The 25,453-nt window shown below is 33.7% G+C and carries 26 protein-coding genes and 1 pseudogene; 3 read left to right on the forward strand and 24 right to left on the reverse strand.

The features are described from left to right. Nucleotides 1-9: 9 nt before the first annotated feature. The 3 genes from H8718_RS11665 to H8718_RS11675 all read right to left on the reverse strand — a co-directional run bounded on the left by H8718_RS11665 (nucleotide 10) and on the right by H8718_RS11675 (nucleotide 1,808). Nucleotides 10-1,161 (reverse strand): DUF2800 domain-containing protein, encoded by a 1,152-nt coding sequence (locus tag H8718_RS11665; RefSeq protein ID WP_249333044.1) that lies wholly within the window; start codon nucleotides 1,159-1,161, stop codon nucleotides 10-12. After that, the gene (locus tag H8718_RS11670) at nucleotides 1,161-1,469 is read right to left on the reverse strand and encodes a hypothetical protein (RefSeq protein WP_249333045.1); all 309 of its coding nucleotides are present in this window, start codon (nucleotides 1,467-1,469) and stop codon (nucleotides 1,161-1,163) included. The genes H8718_RS11665 and H8718_RS11670 overlap by 1 nt, the downstream gene beginning before the upstream one ends. 114 nt (nucleotides 1,470-1,583) lie before the next feature. Then, the gene (locus tag H8718_RS11675) at nucleotides 1,584-1,808 is read right to left on the reverse strand and encodes a helix-turn-helix transcriptional regulator (protein ID WP_249333046.1); all 225 of its coding nucleotides are present in this window, start codon (nucleotides 1,806-1,808) and stop codon (nucleotides 1,584-1,586) included. A 150-nt stretch (nucleotides 1,809-1,958) separates the two neighbouring features. Between H8718_RS11675 and H8718_RS11680 the strand changes: the two genes are divergently transcribed. Then, the gene (locus tag H8718_RS11680) at nucleotides 1,959-2,342 is read left to right on the forward strand and encodes a helix-turn-helix domain-containing protein (protein WP_249333047.1); all 384 of its coding nucleotides are present in this window, start codon (nucleotides 1,959-1,961) and stop codon (nucleotides 2,340-2,342) included. Between the two features lie 167 nt (nucleotides 2,343-2,509). Further along, nucleotides 2,510-2,956, forward strand: coding sequence for an ImmA/IrrE family metallo-endopeptidase (locus tag H8718_RS11685; RefSeq protein WP_249333048.1), 447 nt, complete (start codon nucleotides 2,510-2,512; stop codon nucleotides 2,954-2,956). A 447-nt stretch (nucleotides 2,957-3,403) separates the two neighbouring features. Here H8718_RS11685 and H8718_RS11690 read toward each other — a convergent pair whose 3' ends face one another. The 10 genes from H8718_RS11690 to H8718_RS11735 form a co-directional block, all read right to left on the reverse strand. Then, nucleotides 3,404-3,736 (reverse strand): hypothetical protein, encoded by a 333-nt coding sequence (locus tag H8718_RS11690; protein WP_249333049.1) that lies wholly within the window; start codon nucleotides 3,734-3,736, stop codon nucleotides 3,404-3,406. Between the two features lie 339 nt (nucleotides 3,737-4,075). Beyond that, nucleotides 4,076-4,720, reverse strand: a complete 645-nt coding sequence (locus tag H8718_RS11695; protein WP_249333050.1) for a hypothetical protein — start codon at nucleotides 4,718-4,720, stop codon at nucleotides 4,076-4,078. Between the two features lie 238 nt (nucleotides 4,721-4,958). Continuing rightward, the gene (locus H8718_RS11700; protein WP_249333051.1) at nucleotides 4,959-6,173 is read right to left on the reverse strand and encodes a hypothetical protein; all 1,215 of its coding nucleotides are present in this window, start codon (nucleotides 6,171-6,173) and stop codon (nucleotides 4,959-4,961) included. A 107-nt stretch (nucleotides 6,174-6,280) separates the two neighbouring features. After that, on the reverse strand, nucleotides 6,281-6,472 hold the full coding sequence (locus tag H8718_RS11705; RefSeq protein ID WP_249333052.1) for a hypothetical protein: 192 nt from the start codon (nucleotides 6,470-6,472) through the stop codon (nucleotides 6,281-6,283). Between the two features lie 187 nt (nucleotides 6,473-6,659). Then, nucleotides 6,660-8,123, reverse strand: a complete 1,464-nt coding sequence (locus H8718_RS11710) for a hypothetical protein (RefSeq protein WP_249333053.1) — start codon at nucleotides 8,121-8,123, stop codon at nucleotides 6,660-6,662. 85 nt (nucleotides 8,124-8,208) lie between these two features. After that, the gene (locus H8718_RS11715; RefSeq protein ID WP_249333054.1) at nucleotides 8,209-8,922 is read right to left on the reverse strand and encodes a M48 family metallopeptidase; all 714 of its coding nucleotides are present in this window, start codon (nucleotides 8,920-8,922) and stop codon (nucleotides 8,209-8,211) included. 10 nt (nucleotides 8,923-8,932) lie between these two features. Next, nucleotides 8,933-12,124 (reverse strand): type I restriction endonuclease subunit R, encoded by a 3,192-nt coding sequence (locus H8718_RS11720; RefSeq protein WP_249333055.1) that lies wholly within the window; start codon nucleotides 12,122-12,124, stop codon nucleotides 8,933-8,935. A 23-nt stretch (nucleotides 12,125-12,147) separates the two neighbouring features. Beyond that, nucleotides 12,148-13,389, reverse strand: coding sequence for a restriction endonuclease subunit S (locus H8718_RS11725; RefSeq protein ID WP_249333056.1), 1,242 nt, complete (start codon nucleotides 13,387-13,389; stop codon nucleotides 12,148-12,150). Between the two features lie 13 nt (nucleotides 13,390-13,402). Then, on the reverse strand, nucleotides 13,403-14,920 hold the full coding sequence (locus tag H8718_RS11730; RefSeq protein WP_249333057.1) for a type I restriction-modification system subunit M: 1,518 nt from the start codon (nucleotides 14,918-14,920) through the stop codon (nucleotides 13,403-13,405). A 141-nt stretch (nucleotides 14,921-15,061) separates the two neighbouring features. After that, the gene (locus H8718_RS11735) at nucleotides 15,062-15,448 is read right to left on the reverse strand and encodes a hypothetical protein (protein ID WP_249333058.1); all 387 of its coding nucleotides are present in this window, start codon (nucleotides 15,446-15,448) and stop codon (nucleotides 15,062-15,064) included. 280 nt (nucleotides 15,449-15,728) lie between these two features. On the opposite strand from H8718_RS11735, the gene H8718_RS11740 reads away from it, so the two are divergent. Further along, nucleotides 15,729-16,103: a hypothetical protein gene (locus H8718_RS11740; RefSeq protein ID WP_249333059.1), complete on the forward strand. Its 375-nt coding sequence runs from the start codon at nucleotides 15,729-15,731 to the stop codon at nucleotides 16,101-16,103. A gap of 327 nt (nucleotides 16,104-16,430) precedes the next feature. Here H8718_RS11740 and H8718_RS11745 read toward each other — a convergent pair whose 3' ends face one another. The 11 genes and pseudogenes from H8718_RS11745 to H8718_RS11790 all read right to left on the reverse strand — a co-directional run. Then, nucleotides 16,431-17,297 (reverse strand): coiled-coil domain-containing protein, encoded by an 867-nt coding sequence (locus H8718_RS11745; protein ID WP_249333060.1) that lies wholly within the window; start codon nucleotides 17,295-17,297, stop codon nucleotides 16,431-16,433. 17 nt (nucleotides 17,298-17,314) lie between these two features. After that, nucleotides 17,315-17,671 (reverse strand): hypothetical protein, encoded by a 357-nt coding sequence (locus tag H8718_RS11750; protein WP_249333061.1) that lies wholly within the window; start codon nucleotides 17,669-17,671, stop codon nucleotides 17,315-17,317. A gap of 88 nt (nucleotides 17,672-17,759) precedes the next feature. Beyond that, nucleotides 17,760-18,740, reverse strand: coding sequence for a recombinase family protein (locus tag H8718_RS11755; protein ID WP_249333062.1), 981 nt, complete (start codon nucleotides 18,738-18,740; stop codon nucleotides 17,760-17,762). 591 nt (nucleotides 18,741-19,331) lie between these two features. Beyond that, the gene (gene rlmD, locus H8718_RS11760) at nucleotides 19,332-20,699 is read right to left on the reverse strand and encodes a 23S rRNA (uracil(1939)-C(5))-methyltransferase RlmD (RefSeq protein ID WP_249333063.1); all 1,368 of its coding nucleotides are present in this window, start codon (nucleotides 20,697-20,699) and stop codon (nucleotides 19,332-19,334) included. Between the two features lie 135 nt (nucleotides 20,700-20,834). Beyond that, nucleotides 20,835-21,158, reverse strand: a complete 324-nt coding sequence (locus H8718_RS11765) for a hypothetical protein (RefSeq protein ID WP_249333064.1) — start codon at nucleotides 21,156-21,158, stop codon at nucleotides 20,835-20,837. A gap of 18 nt (nucleotides 21,159-21,176) precedes the next feature. After that, on the reverse strand, nucleotides 21,177-22,040 hold the full coding sequence (locus tag H8718_RS11770) for a hypothetical protein (RefSeq protein ID WP_249333065.1): 864 nt from the start codon (nucleotides 22,038-22,040) through the stop codon (nucleotides 21,177-21,179). A gap of 79 nt (nucleotides 22,041-22,119) precedes the next feature. Beyond that, complete coding sequence (locus tag H8718_RS11775; RefSeq protein WP_249333066.1) at nucleotides 22,120-22,824, reverse strand: DUF434 domain-containing protein; 705 nt, start codon at nucleotides 22,822-22,824, stop codon at nucleotides 22,120-22,122. Between the two features lie 566 nt (nucleotides 22,825-23,390). Further along, entirely contained in the window at nucleotides 23,391-23,903 is a 513-nt protein-coding gene (locus H8718_RS11780; RefSeq protein ID WP_249333067.1) for an adenylate kinase family protein, read from the reverse strand. A 4-nt stretch (nucleotides 23,904-23,907) separates the two neighbouring features. Next, a complete protein-coding gene (locus H8718_RS11785) occupies nucleotides 23,908-24,354 on the reverse strand; it encodes a GNAT family N-acetyltransferase (protein WP_249333068.1) in 447 nt (148 codons plus the stop codon). Between the two features lie 134 nt (nucleotides 24,355-24,488). Next, on the reverse strand, nucleotides 24,489-24,617 hold the full coding sequence (locus tag H8718_RS20605) for a hypothetical protein (RefSeq protein WP_283246208.1): 129 nt from the start codon (nucleotides 24,615-24,617) through the stop codon (nucleotides 24,489-24,491). Between the two features lie 692 nt (nucleotides 24,618-25,309). Continuing rightward, nucleotides 25,310-25,453 (reverse strand): annotated as a pseudogene (locus tag H8718_RS11790) (IS30-like element ISEnfa364 family transposase); the annotation flags it as partial.

Consider the following 25,453-nt stretch of genomic DNA (forward strand, 5'->3'; position numbering starts at 1 on the left):
TTCCCACCTTTAAAATGCGTCTTTAATAAACTGAAACTCTGGTCTTTTATCTTCCTTTGGTGTCAACATCGGCTTACCTTGTGGCTTTATAACCTGATCTGATAGCAGCTCTTTAAATTGTTTTTTACCAAGAGCTTTCTCCATGGCTGTGATACTTAGTAGATTCTTCTCGTAAATAAGCGCTTCATCATAGCCCGCCGCTTTAAGCACCTTGACTACTTCTAAGGTGTCCTTATACCTACGTGTACTACGACCTTCTACAAGCTTCCAACCTTTAAACTTAACGTCCTTTTCTGTAGCCTGCTTATAAGCATAATCTGCAATGTCTTTAGCCCACTCAACAAATGGTCCTACCTTAGTTAAAAGCTCTGCGACCTCATCATTGCTAAAGGTTTCTGGGGATTGCAGTTCATACTTCATTAGGTCTAGCTGTTGAGCAGCTCTAGCCTTACAAACATGCTTGGCCCTACAGAACCTACAGGTCTCTTCTCCTGGTGCAAACTCACCTTCTCCATTGTAAGCAAGTAGTGCTCTAGGTTTAACATAGGTATCTCCCCATTCAATTAGATCTTCTATAACAAGTTCTGAAGTTGAGATATGATCTAGTCGTGGTTGAATAATGGTCATCTTGACTTGTCCGATATCATAGAGCATAGCGTACTCATTAAAGGCTCCAAGTGCATATAACTTAAGCTGTGGGTTATCTTCTGCTGAAACCTTAACTCCTCTTCCATACTTCAAATCTGTGATATGCATGATGTTATCCGCAATAATAACCACATCACTTGTACCGAAACCCTCTGGAACCCATTTAGAAAAGTCCACTCGTTGCTCTAGCATGATCATTGCATCAGAACAACTTGACTTTGCTTCTGCATAAAGCTCCATGACTGCTTCCATATAAGTCGTAGTAGCTTCTTCCATCTCTTCATTGTAATACGTACTATGCTCTTTTTTGAATTCCTCTAGCTGCTTTTTATACTGCGCCTTCGTTAGTTCACCTAGTGCTAATCTTAGCTTTAATTCAGCGAGAGCGTGTGCTACTGTGCCTTCTTCTGCGTATGAGCTTGTCTCCTCTATAAACTCTTCTTCAAGACGTATAGAGGGGTGACATAGCAACCACCGCTTTGCACCACTTGCACTAAGTTTGGCATGATCCATTACAGCTCACCAGCCTTCTTCATAATATCTGTGTAGTGTTCTTCTGGTAGATCAGTTAGCTTACTAACACCATAGCTTTTAATAAGCTCATTAACTTCTGCACGCTTTCCTGCTCTTGAAAGTTCAGTTAGCTTTGCTCTTACTGCTTCAAGTGTGTATTTATGTGCTTCTTTTACTGGATCTTCTACAAACTCATCTAATGTCATTGGCTTTACTTCTGCCTGCTTGTCTACTGTAAGTGCATTCTTTATAGCAGTTAACACTTCCAATAACTCTTTATCTGCTTTAACTTCTACTGTAATATTCATTTTTCAAAGTCCCCCTTTGTATTTACACCTAACCTATTTAGGTGTTATACTATTTGCGAATTAATTTACTTAAGCGCCCTTATTCTGATTGCCGTCAGTTGGGTGCTTTTTTGTTCATATAAGTTCTTCTGGTTGAACGTTTTGTTCTTGGATTGAGCAAAAAAATAACTCATCTACTGTTATTCCGAACAAATCTGCCATCCTTTTAGCTAGATTAAACCCAGGCCTTCTAGCTCCACGTTCTATCATAGAAACATAGTCTTGATGTATTCCCAACTGATCTGCTAGCTCTTGCTTTTTCATGTTAGCCTTTGTTCGGTAATATTTCAGGTTATTCATTATTCACCATCTCCTTCCCGATTATTTTGTACTACATTTTTAATTCTAGTGAATAAATTGTTCTTAGTCAATACTTTTTCGAACAATTTATTTTATATTATTGCAAATTTCGAACAATATGTTATAATTCTTTATAAGAGGTGATAGAACATGGCATTCGGTGATAGATTAAAATCACTACGATTAGAAAAGGGTATCTCCCAAAGAGAGCTAGGGGATTTAATTGGTATCTCCGATAGGGTTGTGGGATATTATGAAGCAAATGATAGGTTTCCCAAAGATGAGTTAATATTAAAAAAGATTGCTGATTATTTTAATGTTTCAATGGATGATTTATTAGATAGAGATAATAATGTAAAAAAATTACCTTATGAAAAATTTATGGATACAGTAAAAGTACATTTTATGGGGGCTTCACCTGAAGATCAGGCAGCTATTTTTAATGATATAACAGAAATATATTTTGAGAGTAAGCAAATTAATAAAGAGAAATTTAATCCTTATAAGAATAAAGATAATAAGAATAACCTCTAAATACATACTTCAAATACATTTTCCTATTCATTTAAAAGATTAAATAGCATAGAACAATCCAAACTTACACCAGTTCACCAATGAAATATACATAGTTCATAAAAGGAACATGTCTCACATTATATGTGATGGAAGTATGATACTGATCTACAGGGGGAATTTTCTAAATGAATATAGCATTACGTGTAAAAAATTTAATTAAACGACATGAGACACGCGACCCATTTAGAATTGCAAAGGATTTAGGGATTATTATCAAATACAGGCCTTATACAGAAACTAAAGGCTATTTTTTGAAAGTAAATACCAACAAGTTTATTATAATCAATTCAAACTTAAGTGATTTAGAAAAACTGTTGGTATGCAGCCACGAGCTTGGACATGCTATTTTACATTCCAATAATAAATATGCTCTAACCTATGAAAAGGGGCTAGCAATGGTTCAGGATTTTACACTATTTCCTGTTAACTCAATTTATGAAAATCAAGCTAATAAATTTGCTGCCGAGCTTCTTATGGATTCAGAGTTTTTTGACAGTATATTTTCCAAACATACTGACTTAGATCCCAAGATTTATGAAGCTTTAATGAGATTAAGACATACTAGAATTTAATTACATAACAGAAAAGCAGGTCATTACTAACAGTTTATACTATCCGTTGCTATGACCTGCTTTTTATTTACTTTTTATTATTCTTAAATACATTTATTAAACTTATATTGTTCTGCTTTATGTTAACTCTCTCATGCGTCTCATACTTATCTTCTGCTATTGTACGCTGAAGATGTGGTTTGTTATCAAAAGTAGCAAAAATAAAGATAGTATATAGGAATAACCAGGCAATACCATTTTCTAACGTACTTATTGGATTTATTCTAATAGCTATTACAAAAAATGCTGTTACCCCACAAAAAGCTAATATATTAGCCTTTATCCATGCACCTACTATAAATAATAGCTCTTTTATACATTAACAACTCTAATAAATGTTCTCATATCAATCACCCATTTAAGTATTTTACTAAACTGCTCCTCTAATGGATAATTTTATACATTTCCTTATAGCTTACCCTTATTGATCTTCAACAATAACTTAGCTGCTTCATGTAGCTCTGGGTTAACCCCTTCTACTTTTTTTGCTTTAATCACATCCGATATGTCCGTAGATTTATACGCCTCACCATTCTTCCTACAACCTGTAGCATTTACTTCTTTTAAAACAGCTTCTACCTTGCCTATTTGTAAATACCTTTTGCAGATAAGCTCTTCTAATCCTGTTTCTGGTGTGGCTCCTAATACTGCAAGGCCTTGTGCCTTTTCTAACTTTTCCAGTATAACTTGTACTTTTTCCAGCTCTTTCTGGTATTTTATGATTGCTTCTTTAATATTCATAATCCACGCTCCTCCCCTAAGTAGCTGACATGTATAGATTTAATTATACAGCAATCTAGTTTTTCTAACAATAAGAGTATTCGGATAAATACATACTCGATTATGTGTAAATACAAAGAACCCACTTATCTCCCATACCTTTTGGGTATTTTTAATAAGTAGGTTCTCATCACGTAAAACTTTACCGTTGCATATAGTGATCAGTTATATGAAACTTACCGCTTAATTGGCTGATTCATAACATGAGCTTAAATTGTGTTTAAATTGTCACGTACCAGGTATGGCTACAAAAGTGTTAAATTTTGTTTGCTATTCTTCTACACCTATGTTTTCTAAATTTTATGCACCTATAGTTTCTACCCATAGCATTGCTGAAAATAAACTATGGATTAGTTCATAGAATATTTCTGACTCTGCTTCTTCTTCAAATAAGTCTGCTCTTCTTATTTTAGAAATAACAATCCAATCCTTTTTGTTATAGTTGATAACTTCCTTACCATAATGTTCTATAAATGATTGTTGTCTATTTAATTTTTCTTCTTTATTTCCTTTTAATCCTTTATATAATCTACAAATGGCCCCAGCACCAGCCATATTAGATATATTTTTAAGAAGATAAATATACTCCCCATCTTTTATTGCTTGAGATAACTCCAATTGAAAACAAAAGTCATGAAACTTAGTTGAACCTAATGTAATATGTGCATCTCGTAATCGAGTACTATATCCCCATTCGCCTACATTTAAAAATGCATTATATCCTTTTCCATTATAACTCAACACCTCAAAGCCATCTTCATCATTCAACAAATAAATTTCTTTCATCCTATATGGTTCATGGTGTTCAGTGTCAACTGTCTCACTTACATTACAAGCGAAAAATTTGAATTTGCCTATTTCTAGTTCAATATTTCTACCTAGGGGACAAGTTTCTAATATTTCTACAATTCTATTTGCTTCTTTTTGTTCGATAAGCTCTAGCATACGTAAATCTCCTTTTTCTATATTCTTTAAGGGAAATAACCCAACACAACCACACCGTCTAACTTCATTCTAGTTATCTACGTGGTCATGTCAGGCTTATATCTCTATCCCCTTTAATACTTCTTTCAAGTTAATCATTTCACCCTTACTAAGTGTAACACACTTACCCATCTTGGCATGTTCTGGCGCCTATTCATGTATATCGTACTTTAGTTCCTTATCATTCTACGAAATAAGATTAGTTAGTTCTTCTAGCTCTCTTAGCTGCTTTATATCTTTCTTCATCATAGAGATTAAAAATAAGATGATAAACTGTCATTAACTCACCATTTTCAGGCATTATATGTTTACTTACAAAAACCTCCTGATTGTCTATTTCTGTTCTACTAATATATACTGGTGCAAAATCTTCACTCTTATCTTTTAGAATAGTAAGTTTTTCCATAATATAATCACTTGCGTTCCTATATGGTTTATTACGATTAATAGAAAGGGTTATCCCAAATTTAAAATTAGGATTTAGATACCCCATAAGCTGATAATATTGGTCTACGAATTTTTCTATGTACTTATTTTCAATAACACAAAAGTCTTCCAATTGACCTTCATACATCCTATAGATATACAAATCTGTTTCTCCCAGTTTCTTAGCTGAACGCCCCATTGTAAACTCTCGGGCAATTTGCATATTAAACTTTAGATTTAATGGTCTTATTATCGTGTCATGAAATGTAGCAGTAACTTGAACCTCATCATATTGTTGGAAATCTACTACTCTCTTTTGGAACTGCTTAAGTGCTTCTAAAATTTCTTCTACTATTCCTTGAGCCTCATTAATTGGGTGGTAAGCTTTAAAATGTTGTAGGTATATTTCTCTAATATCACACTCCATTAAATCAAAAAAATCTTCTAGATTATCATAATGGTAAACCATTTTAGCCAATAGAGGGTTTTCTATATAAAGAAGTGTCATTCTATTAACTTCATCTGGTAGAAAATCTAAATCTTCAAATATTATTCCTACATATTCATTGAAATCTTCTATTGTATTAATCACATATGCCTTTGTTTGATCCTCACAAGAATTTGATATATTTATGCTATTCCTCAACTCATCACTTAACGGGAAACATATCAACTCTTCATCTTCATCATGAGCTTCAATCCACCACCTTAAAATATTAAATAGTAAAAATTCATAGTTTGGGTTGATGTAATTTCTAACTACTCTCGAGTTAATAAGCTCATATAATTCATAAATACTATTTCTACACTTATCAGGTTCTCTTTCATATCTATCTCTTGTAAAAAGGAACGCTATTTCAAAATATGGATCATCTTGCATAATGTCAATAAGTACTTCTATAACCCCTCTTATATTATCATTAATAAATTCCATTATCTGGTTACCTATTTTTTTGTCCTCTTCATTCCACAACTGTACATTAATCATAAGTTTTATCTCCTCGTAAAAATAATTGGATAAACATAAAAAAGCCCAACACAAGCATACCTTCTAACTTCATTATAGTTATCTACGTAGTCATGTTGGGCTTCTTGTTATAAATTTTTCAATATAAGTAGCATTATAGATAGTACAGTTATACCACCCCATGTCATTGATAAGCTTATTATACCTACCTTTTTAAATCTTTTATATGATACTGAATCTTTTCCTGATGTTTCTGCTTCTAACTTTAAAGACGTTAGATACAAAACAGTTCCTATCAATGCAAAAACTATTATATTCATGTAACTATTCCTCCTCTTTCTTCTATTTCTATATCTCTATTCCATTTAAGACATCTTTAATCTCATTACTTCATTTTTACTAAGTCTAACACCCCTGGCCATCTTGGCATGTTCTGGTACCCATTCGCGTATATCGTACTTAAGCTCTTTATCATTCACACTAAGTGCATGGATCAGAGTTATGTCTCTATTTAACATTAGATGCGGATTCTTTATTATCTTTTCGCCCATCTATTAGTACTATTGCATTGTTTTCGTCAATCTTTAAATCATGTAAAATCTTATTCACACGCGCTAACTCTGAATCAGTAAAATATAATATAACTTTAATTGTTTTAGCTGTTCCTCCATTTGCCTTATTGTAAACATCCAGTTGCTTTGCTAAGTTTTGTTTCAATTTACTATTACTTGCAAGTTTAAATTCTATTAAGGTTTGATCCTTTTTGCCTTGTGACGCTTTAAAATCAACAGGTCCTCTTCCGTTATTAACCTCAGCATTCATATCAGAATCAGAACTAAACCATGTAAGCTTGTATAGAATTTGAAAATCATGTTCTCGCTTAATAGGCTGTCCATCTATATAAAATATTTTATATCCATCCATATCTTCAATAACCCTTTTAAGATACATCACACGCTCTAGTGCTTCCTCAAAGCTATCCTGTCTTACATCATAAAATGGCGTTTGAGTTGCCATCATTTCTACAAATATCTTATAGTTATTCACCAGAAGCTCATTACAAAAACTAACCTTTTCATTGCTAATATTTGATGCCATTTCTTTTTCTCGCTCTTTTTCACGAATATAATAGTCAATAATTTCTGGCAACTGCTGTACTAATCTCTGATATACCTCTTGGCGCTCCTTTTTCTTCATGCCTTTTTTTAATTCCTGTAACAAATAATTATTGATTTGTCCTCGGAGAGCAATATTATCAATTGACTCTACCAAAAGTTCAATTTTACTATACATGTCATTACTATTTATAAATGTATCGTCTCTCGTCAACAGATCCTTTGGGGTTAATATAACATAACTATTTTTAAACTTAGGCAGTGTGTAAATTTCACCCTCCCAAACCTCAAAATCGTAATTAAATCTTGACTTACTTACATTAAATTGTCCTAACAAGTTTTTATCAATATGTTTTAACGCAAACTCCTGCGTATATCTCAGCAAAAATGCTTTAATGAGATTAGTTGTAAAGTCACTGATGTTATCTCGTCCTACTCCTGAACCAATCAGACAAAGTTTTTCTAAATGGCTCTCTTCTGTAATGTTTTCTTCTCCAAATTTCCCAAATAACGATACTAAATTATTATCTAATGATTTTGCAAATTTCATTCCTAGGCCCGAGCCTTTGTTCCCTACCTCCGAAAAACCAAGCCAATTTTGCTCCACCTCTTTAAAGGTATACCATGCCCTTAACAATCCTTCCGTAACTATCCCCTTACTTGATTTATCTTTAAGAAATATTAAATACCTTATTATTTCTTTATGTAACTGCTTATATTCATTTTTCTTACTGTTAAAAAGTAAAAACGGATCAATAAAGAGTGGCAAATCTGCAACTAAGGAAATATTGAAGGCACCGTACTCTTCAAGTGCTTGCTCTCTGACATTAAAAAAATCACAAAAATAAGTATTCATAAATATCCCTTCCTAAAATAAGCCCAGCACAACCACACCTTCAAACTTCATTCTAGTTATCTACGTGGTCATGTTGGGCTTCTTGTTATAAATTCATATTAATTCCGTTATTTTTTAACCATTCTTTTCGCACTTCATAGTCTGGCATAATACTTCCTAGTAAATCCCAGAAGGCTTTTGAATGATCTTTATGATACATGTGGCAGAGCTCATGGACAATGATGTAGTCTAGTGCATGTGCTTTTGCCATGACACAGCGCCAGTTGAATAAGAGCTCATTGTTAATTGTGCAGCTTCCCCAGCGCTTTTTCTGTTCTTTGATTTTCACTGTCGTAGGCTTTTTGTCAAAGAAGGCTTGGTAATATTTGAGCCGTTCTTCAATTTGTTCTTTGGTTTTCGCTCTGTACCAATCTTCCATAGTTGCTTTTATGAGGAGTTCATCTTTTACTGGTACAGTGACATAGAATTTGCCTCTATAAAGCTTTGTGGATGCTTTTCCTACTGTTTCATCGACTACGATTTGCATGGCATAGTTACGCCCTAAGTATACAAAGGCTTCACCATTAACGAATTCTCTAGTAATCTTTTGAGCCTGCATATTTCTAAATGTAAACATCTTTTGTATAAGCCAACTAGCTTTTTGTTTAACCTTCTGTTTAATGACTTCTTCGGTTGTTCCTATAGGTGCTGTTACTACAATTTTACTTGGTGGCTCTATAGCCATTTCCATTGTTTTTCTTTCAGAGTAGGTCACTTCAAAAGTTAAGGCTGTTGTCCCATATTGTAGTGTCAATTCCATCTTATCGCCTCTATTCTAATTCTTTGAAGTGGGTTTTAGCCAGGTTAAGAAGTGGCTGAATCATCTGGTTAATAATCGGTAACTTCTTGATTGTCTTCATATGATTTTTAATAAGCATCATCTTGATTGCTCTTTCAATGTCATTTGCTTTTGTAGGATTTGTTACCCAATCAATAAGGTAATGATCTTTAACTACTTGTTTGACATCTTTAGCAATACTCTTTGATAACTCAATGATATCATTGGAGATATAAACTTCTCCCGAATCCTTAACAACCCCTTCTACACTCTCTTCTTCTAGCAAATACTTTTTCACTACTTCAAAGAATGCAAACTCTTTTTCATCCAGTCCTAGTGTCTCTGAATGTGACTTTGTACCTTCCATGACTTCTTTTTCAATGAATTCTTCTAACTGTTTCTTACGTTTTACCCAGTCATGTTCTGTATCATTTAAGAGTTTTTGAAGTTTCTCTAGCAAACTGGTATAAAACACAGGGTTATCATCCATTCTTACTGCAATAGCATGTTTTACAGCATGTTCCATAGCTGATGCTTGAGATTCATCTGAATGCATGGTATTAATCTTCATTTTAAAGTCATCTTCAAAGAGAGTAATTGGTGCAATCCACTGTTGCACACCTAAAGACTTCAGATGTTTTTCAATAATCTCCTTAACCTTTTCTCCACAATCACTAATATCTAAGTTCTGTTCTGGTGTATACTTTGCTTTTGCAGCCACACGAATATAACTTAGCCATTTCACATCATTGAGAATATCTGCCCCTACATGTGCTGGTAGAAGTGCTTCAACTATACCTTGAAAGGTTTTATAACCTATTTCAAACTCAGCTCGCTTATCTTCTGGCTCAATCACTTTGATAAGTTCATCTAAGTTGTTAGGATCTACACCTCTAAACATATTCATGACTGCTTCACGATAAGAAAGCATTTCTTTGTACAGGTCATCTATAGATTGCATTGGTTTTCCAAGTTCTTCTTTGTCAAAGATGGCTAAAGCTTCTTCCAGATAGTTGGAAATACCGTAGTAATCTACGACATAGCCACATTGCTTGATGATTTTGTTCTTCTCTATGGTCCCATTTTCTAATTGCTTTTGGATTTCTTGCGTATTGGTACGGTTTACCCTTGCTATAGCTTGTAGTAAGTTATGTTCTTTGAGTGGTCTATCTAAATACATGACTTGTTCAATAGGTGCATCGAATCCTGTAAGTAGCATATCTTTTACAATTAAAAAACATAACTTATCTTTGTCTATTGGCTGTTTGAAATGTTTAATGATTTCTTCTTGTTCAGCCTTTGTGGTAAAGTGTTCCTTCAAGTGTGGAGGATCATTGTTATCTCCTGAGAAGATGACTCTTACTTCTAGCTCTTCACCAATAATGTCTTTCATATGTTTCTTAAGAGCTCTTTCATAACGTACACAAGCTTCTCTACTAATACAAACTATTTGAGCCTTAAAGCCATTAGGCATAATGTTATCTCTATAGTGTACTAACATATCTTTAGCAATATCTTCGATGCGGACTTCTGCTTCTGCAATAGCTTTGTTGGTTGCATACTTCTGTTTAATGGCTTCTTTTTCTTCATCTGTTCTATCACTGAACATCTGATCAAAGAGTTCATCTAAGCTTTTACCTTCTAGTTGAAGGGCTGGCTTTCTACCTTCATATACAATTTTAACTGTTGCCCCATCTTGTACAGCTTCTTCAATACCATATTTATCGATGTAGCCACCAAATGTTCTAGGTGTAGACTTATCTTCTTTATCAATAGGTGTTCCTGTAAAACCTACAAATACTGCATTAGGTAGTGCGACTCTCATATTGCCTGCTGTATCTTTATATTGGCTACGGTGTGCTTCATCTGTTAGAACAATGACATTCGGTGTAGTCGTTAATACCTCATAAGGTTTCACAAACTTCTTCTTAACCTTCTTGCCATTTTCAATGACTTCACGTTCTTCTGTCTCACTTTCAAACTTCTGAATAGTCGTCATGATAATTTGAGCTTTAGCAGCTGATAAAAGCTCTTTCATCTTCACAATTTTATCAGCACGAACTGGCTCTGTTATTTTACAGAGGTTCTTGTAGAAGGTTGCAAAGATTTGTTTATCGAGGTCAATACGGTCTGTTACAACCACTATGGTTGAATCCATAAGCCCTTCCATACGTCTAAGCTTTCTTGCTAGGAATACCATTGTCAGTGATTTACCACTTCCTTGTGTATGCCATACGACCCCACCACGTCCAATAGAGTTTTTCCCTTTTACCATACGGTCTATTGCCTTATTAACAGCTCTAAACTGCTGGTAGCGACAGACCTTCTTAATAATACGACCATCATCAGGCTCAAAAAGTAGGAAGTTACGCATCAAGTCAATCAGGTTATGCTTTTCTAGCATGCCTTGAATAAAGATATTTTGAGGACTGTTCTCTACATCTTCAATATCTTTCTTTTTGAATGGATAAGGATCTTTCCACTCTACATAGTGATTGTATTGTGAGCTAATAGTCCCGACATAAGCATGGTATTTATTTAAAATACCTGTAAAGAAGTTGGTATAAAATAGATGTGGTGCACCTTCTCCAAGTGCTTCATCTCGAATATTCATATAACGGCAAAGCTGTTCATAACCTTGCTTCTTCCCTACACTGACCTTATTTTGTTTTTCTAAGAAAGGTGATTTACACTCTAAGACTACCACGGGTATACCATTAACAAATACCACAATATCCGGGAAGATACTTTTACCACTCAGTGTCTGAACTTCAAATTGACGCACGACTAGGAAATCATTGTTCAGTGGTTCATCCCAGTCAATAAAATGTACTGTATGTTTTTTCTTTAAGCCACTACCATCTAAGTCTTGTTCTACTGTATAAGTAAGGTTCACCATGTCATCATAAAGCTTCTCATTAATCTCAAGTAGGCTACTACCCAAATGGTCTGCTGTTTGCAGGTAACGGATTGTTCTCTGTAAATTTCCCTGGCTTATCCAAGGGTTTAAACGTCGTAAAGCCACTTCTAAATGCTTACTAAGTACCACTTCTCTTAAGGATTCACGTTCCCCTTGTTCAGGTCTTAGCTCTTTACCATGAATATAGGTATATCCTAGTATCTCTTTCATATAGTCTACAGCTGGTGCTTCAACTAAGGTTTCTTCATTTCCCAAATAGGACATTCTTTCACCCCCATTCAAACTGATTATTTATCTGTGGTAACTCTTATCTTTCCTGTTAGAAGTTGTTGCATAAGGCCTTTTTTTAATTCTGTTATTATTTCTTTTTTCTTATAATAACTCTGTAATTTTTCATCTATCGTATATAAAACATTTACAATTTTTTCTTGTTCTTCTCTAGTTGGTATAAATACTTTAAAGTTTTTAATAATTTCTTGACTAATGTTAGGCTGTGCTCCCCCAGCGCCTAGCTCAATTAACTTGTCTTTATTAAACTCTAAAGTATAGTACAGATATTCATAATTAACTTTTTCCTCATTACAAATAATACTACAACATGCTTGGTTAGTAGTAACTTCTGTTTTATTAATACTTAATTTACCTATTGTTGCACCGTACATAGCTATAATTACTGCATTTACTGGAACTATTTTTGCAGATGAATTCCTTACGGCCTCTTGTGTTATTTTTTCTTCTGTATCATAAATATATTTATTTGATAGCTCTCCTGTTTTTAGCCATGGAATATTACCATTTAAATAATACTCTTTGTTTTTTCTACTAGGTGTTCCCCCACTAGTAGTATTAGCTACTTCTCTAATCAGCTTCACTTCCCACTCTTTAGGAATAATACCTATTTCTGTTTCTTTGAACTCTGTATTCCCTATACCTTTTGTGAGAAGTTGTTGCATCAGACCTTTTTTAAGCTCCTTTGTTTTTTCAATGAGTTGGTCTACATTGTCAATTTGTTCATCTACAGTTGATAGGATATCAGCTATTTTTTGCTGTTCTTGGAGTGGTGGGTAATATAATGGTAGGTTTTTGAAAACATTGTAACTAATTTGCTTCCCATCTCTTATCCCAATAACAGAACTACTTAAACTATCAATAAACTTCTTACTTTTGAATAAATACTTATAATAATTAGAATGTATATTTATTTTGTTATTCAATATCGTATACGCTGGACTTACTATTCCCCTTATTCCTGAGTACTCTAATCCCCCCTGAAAAGAACGAAGGCTTATAATAAAGTTACCTTTTTCAACTAATTTATAGCTTTCAATACTTTTATCTGAAGTTTTAATATCTATACCACACTCATCTCTATACATTGTTCCTCTATCTTGAGTTACTGCAAGTATAGGTTCTTTGGGGTAACCTTTTAATGCCACATTTTCAAACACTTCTCCTGCTTTCTTTATATCCCACTCATTAGGAATAAGTCCTAATTCTGTATTTTTGAAGCCATCCTTTACAGTCTTCATACTTATTCCTCCTTTATATAATGTCAAATCCTAATTCCTTAAGGTAGCCATTTAGTCTTTGTTGTGTATTTTTTTCTCTTTCACTAAGTTGCTTAATTTCTTTAATTACATCATTAATATTTACTTGCTCTTCTTCCTCACTTGTATCAACATAACGCGATATATTAAGGTTGTACTCGTTATCTTCTAGCTGTGAAATCGATACTACTTTAGAATATTTATCTATATCTTCATATTTTTCAAAGGTGGATATTATCTTAGCTATATCTTCTTCTCGTAATACATTTTTAGTTTTCTCTTTACTAAACTCATTGCTAGCATCTATGAATAAGACTTTTTCTTTACGTTCTATAGGTTTATTCTTATTCAGTACGATAATAGCTGCTGGAATGCTTGTGCCATAAAAGACATTTTGTGGAATACCAATAATAGCTTCTACTAGGTCATCTTTTAAGAATCCTGTACGGATCTTTGCCTCAGCACCACCTCTAAAGAGTACACCATGAGGTACTACTGTAGCCATTTTACCTTTTGCATTTAGGCTTGTTACCATATGAGATACGAATGCCAGATCACCATAGCTTTTTGGTGGAATACCATAAGGGAAGCGGTGAAAGGCATCACTTGCAGCTTCTTCAGCTCCCCAGTTTTTAAGTGAGAATGGTGGGTTTGCTAATACCTTATCAAAAGCTTTTAGTACACCACCTTCTGTATGCATTGGTGTACGGATCGTATCCCCTTTTTGGATATCCGCACCTTTAGCACCATGGAATAGCATATTCATCTTACAAATAGCCCAAGTTGATAGGTTAATCTCTTGACCAAATAGTGAAATATTCTTGTGATTGCCACCATGTTTTTTGATGTATTCTAAACTTTGAATAAGCATACCACCAGAACCACATGTTGGGTCATAGATACGGTCGCCCTCTACTGGTTTTAAGATACCTACCATTGTTTTAACTACTTCTGTTGGTGTATAGAATTCTCCACCTTTAGCTCCGCCATCATCAGCAAACTTTTTGATTAAATATTGGTAAGCATCACCTAACATATCTTCTGATTCTAGGTTACTATTTGCTAGTTTCATGCTGCTAAATAGGATTAACATTTGTGATAGCTTTTTATCCGATACACGTTCCTTGTCATTGTAGTTAGTTGTTGTAAGTACACCAATAAGCTCACTATTTCTAGGCTCGTCCTCTAGTGCTTTAAACGCCTTGTCTAGTGCTGGTCCAATGTTTAGTGATAAATCCTTTAGCTTAGCCCATCTAGCCGCTTCTGGTACATAGAAGGTCTCATATAAAGAGGCATCATTAAGTAACTCTGTGATCGTTTCATCATCAAGCCCTTGCTCTTTAAATTCGGCTTCGTGCTTTGCTTTTTCTTCATCAAATTCATCATTAAGACGCTTTAAGAAAAGCATACCAAAGATATAGTCCTTGTATTGAGCTGCATTAAGCTCACCTCTTAATATATCTGCACATTCCCATAGCTTTGACTCTAGTTCTTGTAGTGTTAGTAGTACCATGTTTCAGCCTCCAATTTTTCGCATAGTATTAGTACTATTTTATCACTTTTTGTCGTAGTTTTATAGTTAAACATTGTTTTTTACATTAAAATAAGGCCTAGCCTAACTAAGCCTTTAAACAATATTCTTTGTCCCTAACTTTTATCCAAATAATTTTTCTATTAAAAACATCCCCACCGTTAGTAAGGGCATACATAGTAAACCTTGTATCTTTCCTGATGTATATATATCTTTATTTTCGATAAGAGCAGCATATGCAATTCCAAACAATACTAGGATTATTGGATAAAATAATTCATCAACAATAGGGAACGCTGACATTTGCATGCTTTTATTTATAAATAGAACCGTAGTTCCATATGATATTATGCTTAAGATCCCCCATATAAATCTTGCCAAATTGTCACTTTCAACAAATTCCCCTTTATTTACTTCATAAACAATACTTACAAAATATTTAATGGTCATTAGCACCGGTAAGAGTATAATAATATAGTAGAGTAATTTTAAAGCTATAGTTATATCCATAACTTATCCCCCCTTCACTATTATCTATATTCTAGCTTGTACAAATTATTCGTTAAATAAATGTATAAACTCTTACACAAATCTTCTTACCCTTAGTAACCAACTATCTCAGTGTCTTGTCTAATCTTCTAATTGTTCCTCCACTTCTATCATCTATAACTTTTCACACAACCTATTCAAAATCTACACAACTCTTTCCCTTAGTATTTTTTCATCATATCCCTTGCTATTAACTCTTTACAGAGCTAACATGTAGTACTACCTGAAAGAAGGTATTATAATGCGTCAAAGACCTTTACTAAGTGTGACCATTCTGTATGAGACACCACTAGATCCAAATCTCTGCAAGAAATTACTTGCATATTTTAAGCCTTATGAACACTCTACTCCCATCGAGATTAAGGGTATTCATTCTGTAAGTAAAATTATACGCATTCCTAGAGCATCATGGAATCCAGCCTTTGATACTGAATTTACTTACCTTATACGAACTCCCAATCAACTCTATGACATACTTCTTAAGCTGATTGATCTTGCGTTAAAGCTTCTTAATGAAATTGGATATCATGATATAGCTGATACGCTTACGATTCTTGTCCCTTTTGCTCCAAACGATGACCTCTCCTACACTTTCAAGTGGAAACTTCTCTACTAAGCACTTAGACTACTTATCACTTTTAAATGGTAAGTAGTCTAAATCTTTGTCACTCTTTCAAAATCAATTCATTTCAATCCCTAAAACCCTTATGTATCAAGGCTTGATATACATTTACGCAAATATCTGATTTACGCGCTTTTGTGTACCCCCATAGTCTTTGGGAACATCAAAATATGTTCCCTCACACGTATTAACACACTAAAAAAGGCTAGAGCAAATTGCTCTAAGCATTGGTATTACTTACTTTTCTTTAACTAGGTATGCAATCGTCTCAACGTGTAATAGCTAGTCTAAACTACAAGTATATTAATACTTCTTTCTTATTTAATATCTTATTTTAAAATCCATTTCTTCTACATTTTCTTTTAACCTATTTATATCATATTCCATAGAATTTATATCTCTTCCAATAGAACTTATTTCTCGTTCAATAGAATCTATGTCATTTTGAAGTATATAATTATGTTCTTCTTGATCTGATATCTTACCTCTTAGTCTACTGATATCTGATTCTACATAATATATTCTATCTTCGAACTCAGTTTTCATTTCATCTATCTGTCTTTCTAAATAATCATAATTATCTTGTATGATTAACAATTCACGTGTAACCCTATCTATCTCATTGCCATCATTATCTACATATAGTTTTTCTGCTTTATTTCCACACTCTCTACATGTAGGTATTTTCTCACTTTTTAACAGCTCAAAAATATTGTTTTTACAGCTGCATACCTCTTTTAGTGAAACATAGTCATCACATTTAATATCTCGAATATCACTTCCACACTCTAGGCACTTAACTTTAGGTGTTTTATACGTACTATCTATAACAAAAAATCTACTTTCGCACTGTTCACATTTTACTGTATTAAGTAAGTGTTCTCTTTCCTCTTCTGTAATTTCATTTCCTTTATCATCTATGGCTATCCATTCTATTTCTTGATTGCATTTACCACATTTTATTTTCTTAATAGTTATCTTGTCTAAATTATCAATTTTACTTATTTTAAATGATCCATCTAAACAATTACAATGTTTTTTCAGACCTCTATACTCTTTAGGTTTAACCGTGATCTTGACCTCATTACATTTTTGGCAAACAAATTTTATAAATCCTTTTTCTTCTTCTTTTAAAAACTTAACCTCATGACATACATCACAACTAAAAGTAGTTACCATCTTATTCATGCACTCCCCCTAATCTTTTATTCATACTCTATTTTTTTTACATATAAATAAGGCACTTCTTTTAATCCATAATAGCGATCTTCCTCCTCTTGTGAAAAATGATATCTACATTTCATTACCTCATACACTTTGCAACTTGCTGTTTCTTTAATTAAATGCTCATTATTTGTTTGTTTTAAGAAGTCAACAAACTCCGGTGTAGTCTGATGTAAATACTTAATTTCAGCAGTGTATCCCTCTGAAGCATATACCTCTAGCTCCATCTCATGTAATCCATTAATGATTTCATTTCTTAACGTGTTAATTTGTCTCTTTACTACTACTTCTTCACATTTAAGTCTGTAATATTCCTCTAAGGTTTTGACATCGAACATATTATTCTCTCCTACAATGGATTATCAATCCATTTATATGAATTGTTGGCCTGTCATTATTACAACTTTTATATTAACCCTCTAATAGTTATTCATGCCTTCTTTCTGCATCCTTTGCACTATAATGAGTATCTTTTCTTTTTTTCTCTCCATTCACTACTTCAATATTACTCCTGCGTTTCATCTCTTCTTGCACCTGTTCAAATACCTCAATAGGAATGATAGGTTCATGTGCCTCTTCCATAATAAATTGGTCTTGCTGCCCACGGTTGACTTTTTGTCTATTATTTGGAAACCCTGTAGTATATGTTTTACCTACCCGTACATTACCCATGTATTTTTCGTTCGTAAGCATGGTTTGAATGGTGCGTTTAGACCATCTCTCTTTGCCTGTAGGCGAATTGATATTCTTATCAGCTAACTCTTCCATAATCATATCTACACTATACCCACTTAGGTATAACTCAAAGATTTGCCTTACTACAATCGCTTGCTCTTCATAAATCATTAGCTCTCCATCTTGGTTTTTTTTATATCCAAAGCATTTGCGTGTATAAAGCTTTGATCTTCCAGATTTAAATCCACTTTTAAATCCCCATTTGATCGCTTCACTTAATCCCTCACTTTCTGCTTGTGCGAATGCAGCGTGCACTGACATTATGAGCTCTGTTTCAGCATCACTTGTACTAATATTTTCCTGCTCAAAGCGTACCTCAACACCTAACCATTTTAGTTTAGTAACTGTCTCTAGTAAATCAACAGTATTTCTGCTAAATCGACTAATTGACTTGACCAAAATGATATCAAATAGATTCTCATAACTATCAAGCATCATCTTATGAAATCCTGGACGAAAAGTATTCCTTCCGGTATCTTGATCCTCATAGACTCCATACAAAGTCCACTGAGAGTTGCATTTAACGACTTGCTCCAGACCATACTTCTGGGCTTTTAAACTTTCTTCTTGTATATCGCTTAGTGTACTTACACGGCAGTAGATTGCCACTCTTTTATCATTTCTTACTGTGGGTGGCCTAACCTCTACATTACGTCTTCTATTGTTTTCCATCATAAGACCTCATCATTTGTATTTTGACTAACTATCTTTTAAGTATTGCCACTTACCCAATACCTAGTCAAAATTTTCAACATGACGGCTACCTTTACAATTCGGTGAGATAAGTTAATGTTGCAATTAGGCTACTTAACTAAGTAATAAGTAGTCTAAAACTGCATTTCCGTTTCAACTGCTCTTTTTCCCATTGTATGAATAACATATTTCACCTTTTATTTTGTATTCTTAAGTTTATTTATAATTATATTAATGCATAAAAACGGACATCAAACTCGTTCATCACAATGTATCACATCACATACCTGACACCTTTAAAGCCTTTTATTTACAAGCTTTTCCCTAGCTTTCACTTGTGTTACAGTTCTGATATTCCCCCTTCGCTAAGTAGCTTTATAATAGGCTGCCATAAGTTCCTTTTATCTCAATTCTAAGTTTTAATACATCTATATAAACTTTTACGCAAATATCCCTGATTTCGTTTATTAGTGTACCCCCCTATCCATGTAGGAACATATTTTTACCCAATTCCTCCCCAAAAACACATACAAAAAGGCTAGAGCAAATTGCTCTAGCCCTTGGTATTCCTTAGTTTTCTTTAACTAGGTATGCGATTGTCTCAACGTGATGTGTATGAGGGAACATATCTACGCAGCATACTTTCTCTACTTTATAACCAGATTGTTCGAATACTGGAAGGTCTCTTGCAAGGCTTGTTGGTTTACATGAAATGTAGAGAAGTTCTTTAGCATCAAAACCAATAATTTTATCTATTGCTTTTGGATGAATTCCTTCACGTGGTGGATCAAGTACGATAAGTTCTGGTTTCACGTGGAAGTTTTCTACTTCCTTAAGAACATCTCCTGCTACAAAGTGGCAGTTTGTAAGATCATTAAGTTTAGCATTTTCTTTAGCTTTTTCTACTGCTTCTTCTACAATTTCAATACCGTATACTTCTTTTGCTTTGGTTGCCATAATTTGTGCAATGGTACCTGTACCTGAATAAAGGTCAAATACTACTTTACTTGTGATATCTTGTGGCATATCAAGTGCTGTCTTATAAAGAAGTTCTGCACCTTTTGTATTAGTTTGAAAGAATGAGTAAGGAGAAATATTGAATTGAAGTCCTAAAATTGTTTCTGTAAAGGCATCTTTACCATAAAGTACTCTCGTAGAGTCTGGTTTAACAGCATCTGCAAGTGTATCAGAATACGTATGAAGGATCCCTGCAATTTTGCCTTTTGTTCCTAAGTCTACAAGGTAGTTAGCAAGCTCTGTAAAGTCAAAGTCTCTTTGTGTCGTTGTAACGATATTAATCAGAAGGTCTCCTGTTGTTTCAGAACGTCTTACAATAAGGTAGCGTAAGAAGCCTTCATGGATTTTCTTTTTATAGAATGATAGATTGAAAGACTGTGCATAGCGTAATACAAATCTTAAAATCATATTAAAGTCTTCATCTACAATTTTGCAGCCATCTACTGTAATAATATCAAATGTACTATTTTTGCGGTGCATACCTAGTGTCATTGGGCCGTCTTTGCAGGCATCTCCAAAGGAGAATTCCATTTTGTTACGGTAAGCCCATTCAGATGGACTACCTAAAATCCCCATATCTTCATATCCTGTAACACCAGCATTTTGAAGAAGTGTTTGAACTTGTTCATGTTTATGTTCAAGCTGATTTTCATAGCTTAAATGCTGCATAGCACAGCCACCACATAGACCAAAATATTCACATGAAGGTTTTACAAAATGAGCAGGGTTTTCAAGATGCTCTAGAGCACGTCCCTCCCATGTCCCTTTTCTTTTACGTTGTAATCTTACGCGTACTTTCTGACCTGGAAATGTATCAGGTACTATAACAGGAATACGCTCTTCTTCTATATACATAATTCCTTTGTTAGGAAATTTTACTTTTTCAATTAGACCGTCGATAATTTCATTCTTTTTAGCCATAAAGACTCCTTTGCATATATTTAGTTTAATAAATTGACTTTTTTATTGTTACACATTGCATTAGGATTTTCAAGTAGTTTCAGATAGACCATGAATGAATATATAAAAAAGCTAGACATATGCCTAGCTTTTTTACTATGCTTCTTGATGCAGAAGCGCATTTATTGTTTCTAAAATCTCAAACTCAAGCACACTATTAAAACCTTCCTCTTTGAGTGTCTTAAGTTGTTCTAACACACTATGGAGCTGCATAAAGTAATTCCATTCCCATTTTCCTTCTTCATAGGCCTTGAGCACTTCTTTTTTCTCTTCCCTAGCCTGTGCTACTGTTATCTCACCTTTTGCATATTGCATATATAATCCTCTAGAGGCAATATAGTAGGACTGTTCATAGGAAGCAAGCCCTTTAGGCATCTCTAAACCTTTTTTCGCAATTTTATCTAATTCTTTAACCGTCATAGTATCCTCTCATTCTCCTTAAGGATTTCTACTTTTAGTATAACAAAAAGGATATATTTTTTGAAGTTTTACTTTATAGGCTATTCCTTCCTTTAAGTTGAATGGCCATTCTAGTATTACAGTATTTGTAATTTCAATTTCTTCTTTGCAGGCCCTTTTTTTAATATCTTCCATAGCCTGGTGAGCACCTTGAACAACGCCTGCCCTATCTAATCGACCTAATTCATAACCCATAATCACATTTTTTCTCGTAGCATTTAAAACTGTTTGGTTAAACTTTTCTACTACGCCATCATTCATCATGGCAATAGCATGACGTACTTCATACTCTTCTTGCTGAATGGTTTGTAAAATGATACTCCAAATCCATTCTAGCATAGAGATAAGTTGGCTATGGACACCTATTACAATGGCGTAATCAAAACTATTCTTTTCTATAGGAATGGCATGATAGATTGTCTTTCGATAAAGATGCTCAAGTACTTCTAATACCACTTCTACTAAGCAGTTACACTTTATGTGAATACCCTTTTCCCTCACTTCATCTACTAAATAAGCAGCATATTGTCTATAATCTTCATCCGTTATGCCCACAAAATCTATAACTCTTGTATGAATATTTTTAGAATCGCCCAAGTTATAGCGATAGATAGCAGCTTGCATAGCGTTTTCATCTTGGTCTAATAAAGTAATAGATTGAAAGTGACTGCTTAACCTTTCAAGATCTAAGTCATTGCATCTTCCTGCACCCCAAATAGCTAGACTTTGATTTGACAAAGTATGGGTGATAATATAATCTGTTAGATCTTTTCTATAGTCTGTCCACTCTGTAAATGCATTGTCCATAACTTGGAGTGTTCGTAATTGATCATATAAATTCATGTTTATAAAGCTCCTTGCTGTGGGATACTTTTAGATTAGTACCTCTTCTAAGTATAGCACAGGTTTAAGGAAAATAGGACTAGAAGGTAAAAATCCATGCTTTTGGTATATACTGTTCTATAATATGTTGATTTAAATTAAACCAGCTCATACATTTATCTAGTATAATCGCATCACTTGAAACAACACCAGGTAATTGCTCTAATACCCTATCTACCTCACTCAGTACGGATACTGTGATTTGGGTAGGATAAGACTTGGCAAGCTCCATAATAAGCACTTTTAATCGCCCTGAATTAGATACAGGCTGGTCTAAATAAATCTTTGCTTCTTTTACGTGTAGGTTTCTGAGAGTCTGTAATATCAGTTTAATAGCTTGTTCTGTCTGAGTAATAATGCCATATGTCCCCCGTAAGCCTGCTAAATCTCTTAGTGTACCATCCATTCCTTTTATGAGGAGGGACCGAGATAAAGCGACTTCTAATGTAATGATTGTATTAAAGCCATCTATATGCAGACAAGATGGAAGCAGCTTAGATGAAAGTTCCTTTTCTTTTCGTTTTTGTAGCTGCCAAGATGCCGAAGTCATTCTAACAAGTGCTAGACGCTGACGCTCAGATAATAAATAATGATTTCCTATAAAAGTCGAGGCCGATTTAATAGGATAATTTCTATTCACGAGATAATATAACTCTTCACTTGCCTGTTCTAATGTATCTACCCATTGATTCCCAAATTCTATTTCATCTTTCACTACAAAACCACGTCTTACATTTTTACTCATTTAGCTCAATCCTTCTTTAGCTCTACTCTTATTATTAGAGACTAGTTTGCCATACTCTTATATACATTATCCATATAGATCTCTATTCACTTCTAATCATATGCCTAATGTACGAATCCCCCTAAAAGAATTGGGGTGTTGAATAGGCTGGTGAATTGCTTGACCATTCATAGAATAAACTTTATAAGCTTTTTTATCTAATCGTTTTAGCGTAAAATAATAGGATATACTGCTTAGCAGATGCTTTATAGCCTTATGGACTTTCTTCGATTTTTCTTCTATATTTCATTAGGTTTTCAGAGTAATATTTTGTATATCCACACTTTTAGGGGTTCTTTGCCTTTCTAATACATACAGCTCATGTATTCTATTTCTTTCCTTGTTCTTGTATGATTTAGTATTCCTATGTAGGGAGTATTTATGGGTATAATCTCCTTTCTTAGCATAAAAAATACTCCTAGTAAAGTTTTTACTAAGAGCATCGTTTATTATTTGATTTATGAAATAACTATTCATTTGTTGAGTTTAAGACTATAACTGATAGGCTACTCGATAAAGTGGAATTTTTACAAATCAATATCCACTTTATATTCATCCTCTATTAAAATATAATTACAGTCATACTTTTTACACATCTGCAAATTTTCCACATTTTCTTCAATCATTGATTCTATTGTACAATATGAATCATCAAGTCGACTTTCAATAGTATTCGCATATTTTTTGATAGCTGAAAAATGCTTTTCAATATACTCCTTAGTCATAACGAGACAATAAGACTGAATCTCTTTTAGATACTCATTATCAAAATCATTTTTCCAGTCGAAAGGAATATACACGCCTTCGACCACAAGGTTTTGTTGATTTTCAATTGCTGTTTTGATAATTTCTTTAACAATAGGCCACAGATAAGACACAAGTTCTTCGTCATCCTCTGGTGTTAATTGGGTATTACCACTTCTAATAAGTCCCATTTTTAAGTGGTCAATAGATAGGTATGTGATGTTGTATTTTTCTAATATTTTTTGTGCTAATACAGTTTTCCCTGTATGAGAAGCACCCATAATTAAAATAATCATTGTTTTATTTCTCCATAAGATAATTTGTCAATAAAACGCCTTTTCTCTCTACATGCTGTTCCTTAATAACTTTATATCCTCTTTTTTCAAAGAAAGATTTTGCCGTGATAGAAGCGTATGTGGTAATTGTGACTTTATTAGCTGCATGTTCCAATTCATTACAAATTGCAGTTGCAATCCCTCTGTTCTGGTAATCTTTATGAACATATAGTCGATCTAAATATCCCATCTTATCTATATCTCCAAAGCCGACTATAATATTATCTTCAACTGCAACAACTGTAAAATGTTCTAATAAGGACTTGTTCCATTCTTTTAAATTCACACTACCTGTTGCCCATGCATTCAATTGTTCCTCTGTATAATCTTTTGCATTAACTGAATGAACAGTATCATAAAATAATTCTGTTAAATATTTGCAATCTGTTTCTTCATACTCTCTGATAATCATTTTCTTACCTCCTTTCAAACTCTACTTTATAGATCTATAAAATATCCACTTTGCAATCTACAATTTAGTATATTATAACAAATTAATCTTTTATTTACACCTCAATTTAAATACTTACACTCAATACAATATCCTCAATTGCATCCAATATTCCTTCTAGCACTAGCAACACCCTGAGTTCCAATTTCATGCCCTAATCGTTCTTCTAAGGTTTGTTCAAATCCTTGTATTGGCATAATATTAGCCCACATTTGCTTTACCATATGCTCTTGTAGAATTGTTTGTCCTATAGAGTTAGTCGTTTCTGTGTAGGCTATAAATGTTATTCCTTTATTTAGTTTCCCTGCATCAAAGCGGATTATATCACCTACTTTCTAAGCTTATTACTAATTAATGTACTAATCTTAAAATAACCTAGTCATGCGTTAAGCTCATCCGAACTGGTGCAATAAGATATTTATCATGCTCCCCCTGTGTTAGAGTGATGACACAAGGTGTTAAAAGTGATCTAAAGCCTCTTTAACCCCATCATCCACGCCAAAATCATTAAGCCCATTCACCTTATACGCTTCATTTCCTTTTACAATTAGCTCATCCAAAGTTAATTCATATGATTCAGCTAACTGGCGTATTAACTTACTTTACACATTGTAGCTAGTATCTTTAAGTACTTTCTGTTACCTCTCTTGTAGCAATTTCTTTATTCGAATCAGTTTGTAAAACTCATAGTTCATTTAATATGGATGTTTGATTTTACTTATCGTTTGTTGATGGATCTCTTTCATTACGGGCATCAATACTCTAGCTTCTTCTTATGTTTGAATTGAGTATCAATCTGATTCACTTCATCTGTATAACCATTAATTTTATCTAGCTCATCTTTTTAGAAGGCTCGTTTTTCTAGTGATAATTTCATTTAAGTATTCTTTCTAGCTTAATTTTGAGTGGCGAATTGTCAAGTTAAGTGCAACACCTTTTCGTAATATACTTCATAGGGTGTTTTCCAGTTTAAGCATTTACGAGGTCGTTTATTTAACTCTAATACTTTTTCTTGAATGACATTATCGGGAGTATCTGTTATATCCATACTTTTAGGAAA

The sequence above is a fragment of the Zhenhengia yiwuensis genome, assembly GCF_014384995.1.
In the GTDB taxonomy this organism is placed as follows: Bacteria; Bacillota; Clostridia; order Lachnospirales; family Cellulosilyticaceae; genus Zhenhengia; species Zhenhengia yiwuensis.

What these genes read in the sequence shown, in the direction of transcription:
- H8718_RS11665 (WP_249333044.1), bottom strand. Translation starts at nt 1,161, where the DNA reads ATGGATCATGCCAAACTTAGTGCAAGTGGTGCAAAGCGGTGGTTGCTA.
- H8718_RS11670 (WP_249333045.1), bottom strand. Translation starts at nt 1,469, where the DNA reads ATGAATATTACAGTAGAAGTTAAAGCAGATAAAGAGTTATTGGAAGTG.
- H8718_RS11675 (WP_249333046.1), bottom strand. Translation starts at nt 1,808, where the DNA reads ATGAATAACCTGAAATATTACCGAACAAAGGCTAACATGAAAAAGCAA.
- H8718_RS11680 (WP_249333047.1), top strand. Translation starts at nt 1,959, where the DNA reads ATGGCATTCGGTGATAGATTAAAATCACTACGATTAGAAAAGGGTATC.
- H8718_RS11685 (WP_249333048.1), top strand. Translation starts at nt 2,510, where the DNA reads ATGAATATAGCATTACGTGTAAAAAATTTAATTAAACGACATGAGACA.
- H8718_RS11690 (WP_249333049.1), bottom strand. Translation starts at nt 3,736, where the DNA reads ATGAATATTAAAGAAGCAATCATAAAATACCAGAAAGAGCTGGAAAAA.
- H8718_RS11695 (WP_249333050.1), bottom strand. Translation starts at nt 4,720, where the DNA reads ATGCTAGAGCTTATCGAACAAAAAGAAGCAAATAGAATTGTAGAAATA.
- H8718_RS11700 (WP_249333051.1), bottom strand. Translation starts at nt 6,173, where the DNA reads ATGATTAATGTACAGTTGTGGAATGAAGAGGACAAAAAAATAGGTAAC.
- H8718_RS11705 (WP_249333052.1), bottom strand. Translation starts at nt 6,472, where the DNA reads ATGAATATAATAGTTTTTGCATTGATAGGAACTGTTTTGTATCTAACG.
- H8718_RS11710 (WP_249333053.1), bottom strand. Translation starts at nt 8,123, where the DNA reads ATGAATACTTATTTTTGTGATTTTTTTAATGTCAGAGAGCAAGCACTT.
- H8718_RS11715 (WP_249333054.1), bottom strand. Translation starts at nt 8,922, where the DNA reads ATGGAATTGACACTACAATATGGGACAACAGCCTTAACTTTTGAAGTG.
- H8718_RS11720 (WP_249333055.1), bottom strand. Translation starts at nt 12,124, where the DNA reads ATGTCCTATTTGGGAAATGAAGAAACCTTAGTTGAAGCACCAGCTGTA.
- H8718_RS11725 (WP_249333056.1), bottom strand. Translation starts at nt 13,389, where the DNA reads ATGAAGACTGTAAAGGATGGCTTCAAAAATACAGAATTAGGACTTATT.
- H8718_RS11730 (WP_249333057.1), bottom strand. Translation starts at nt 14,920, where the DNA reads ATGGTACTACTAACACTACAAGAACTAGAGTCAAAGCTATGGGAATGT.
- H8718_RS11735 (WP_249333058.1), bottom strand. Translation starts at nt 15,448, where the DNA reads ATGGATATAACTATAGCTTTAAAATTACTCTACTATATTATTATACTC.
- H8718_RS11740 (WP_249333059.1), top strand. Translation starts at nt 15,729, where the DNA reads ATGCGTCAAAGACCTTTACTAAGTGTGACCATTCTGTATGAGACACCA.
- H8718_RS11745 (WP_249333060.1), bottom strand. Translation starts at nt 17,297, where the DNA reads ATGAATAAGATGGTAACTACTTTTAGTTGTGATGTATGTCATGAGGTT.
- H8718_RS11750 (WP_249333061.1), bottom strand. Translation starts at nt 17,671, where the DNA reads ATGTTCGATGTCAAAACCTTAGAGGAATATTACAGACTTAAATGTGAA.
- H8718_RS11755 (WP_249333062.1), bottom strand. Translation starts at nt 18,740, where the DNA reads ATGGAAAACAATAGAAGACGTAATGTAGAGGTTAGGCCACCCACAGTA.
- rlmD (WP_249333063.1), bottom strand. Translation starts at nt 20,699, where the DNA reads ATGGCTAAAAAGAATGAAATTATCGACGGTCTAATTGAAAAAGTAAAA.
- H8718_RS11765 (WP_249333064.1), bottom strand. Translation starts at nt 21,158, where the DNA reads ATGACGGTTAAAGAATTAGATAAAATTGCGAAAAAAGGTTTAGAGATG.
- H8718_RS11770 (WP_249333065.1), bottom strand. Translation starts at nt 22,040, where the DNA reads ATGAATTTATATGATCAATTACGAACACTCCAAGTTATGGACAATGCA.
- H8718_RS11775 (WP_249333066.1), bottom strand. Translation starts at nt 22,824, where the DNA reads ATGAGTAAAAATGTAAGACGTGGTTTTGTAGTGAAAGATGAAATAGAA.
- H8718_RS11780 (WP_249333067.1), bottom strand. Translation starts at nt 23,903, where the DNA reads ATGATTATTTTAATTATGGGTGCTTCTCATACAGGGAAAACTGTATTA.
- H8718_RS11785 (WP_249333068.1), bottom strand. Translation starts at nt 24,354, where the DNA reads ATGATTATCAGAGAGTATGAAGAAACAGATTGCAAATATTTAACAGAA.
- H8718_RS20605 (WP_283246208.1), bottom strand. Translation starts at nt 24,617, where the DNA reads ATGGTAAAGCAAATGTGGGCTAATATTATGCCAATACAAGGATTTGAA.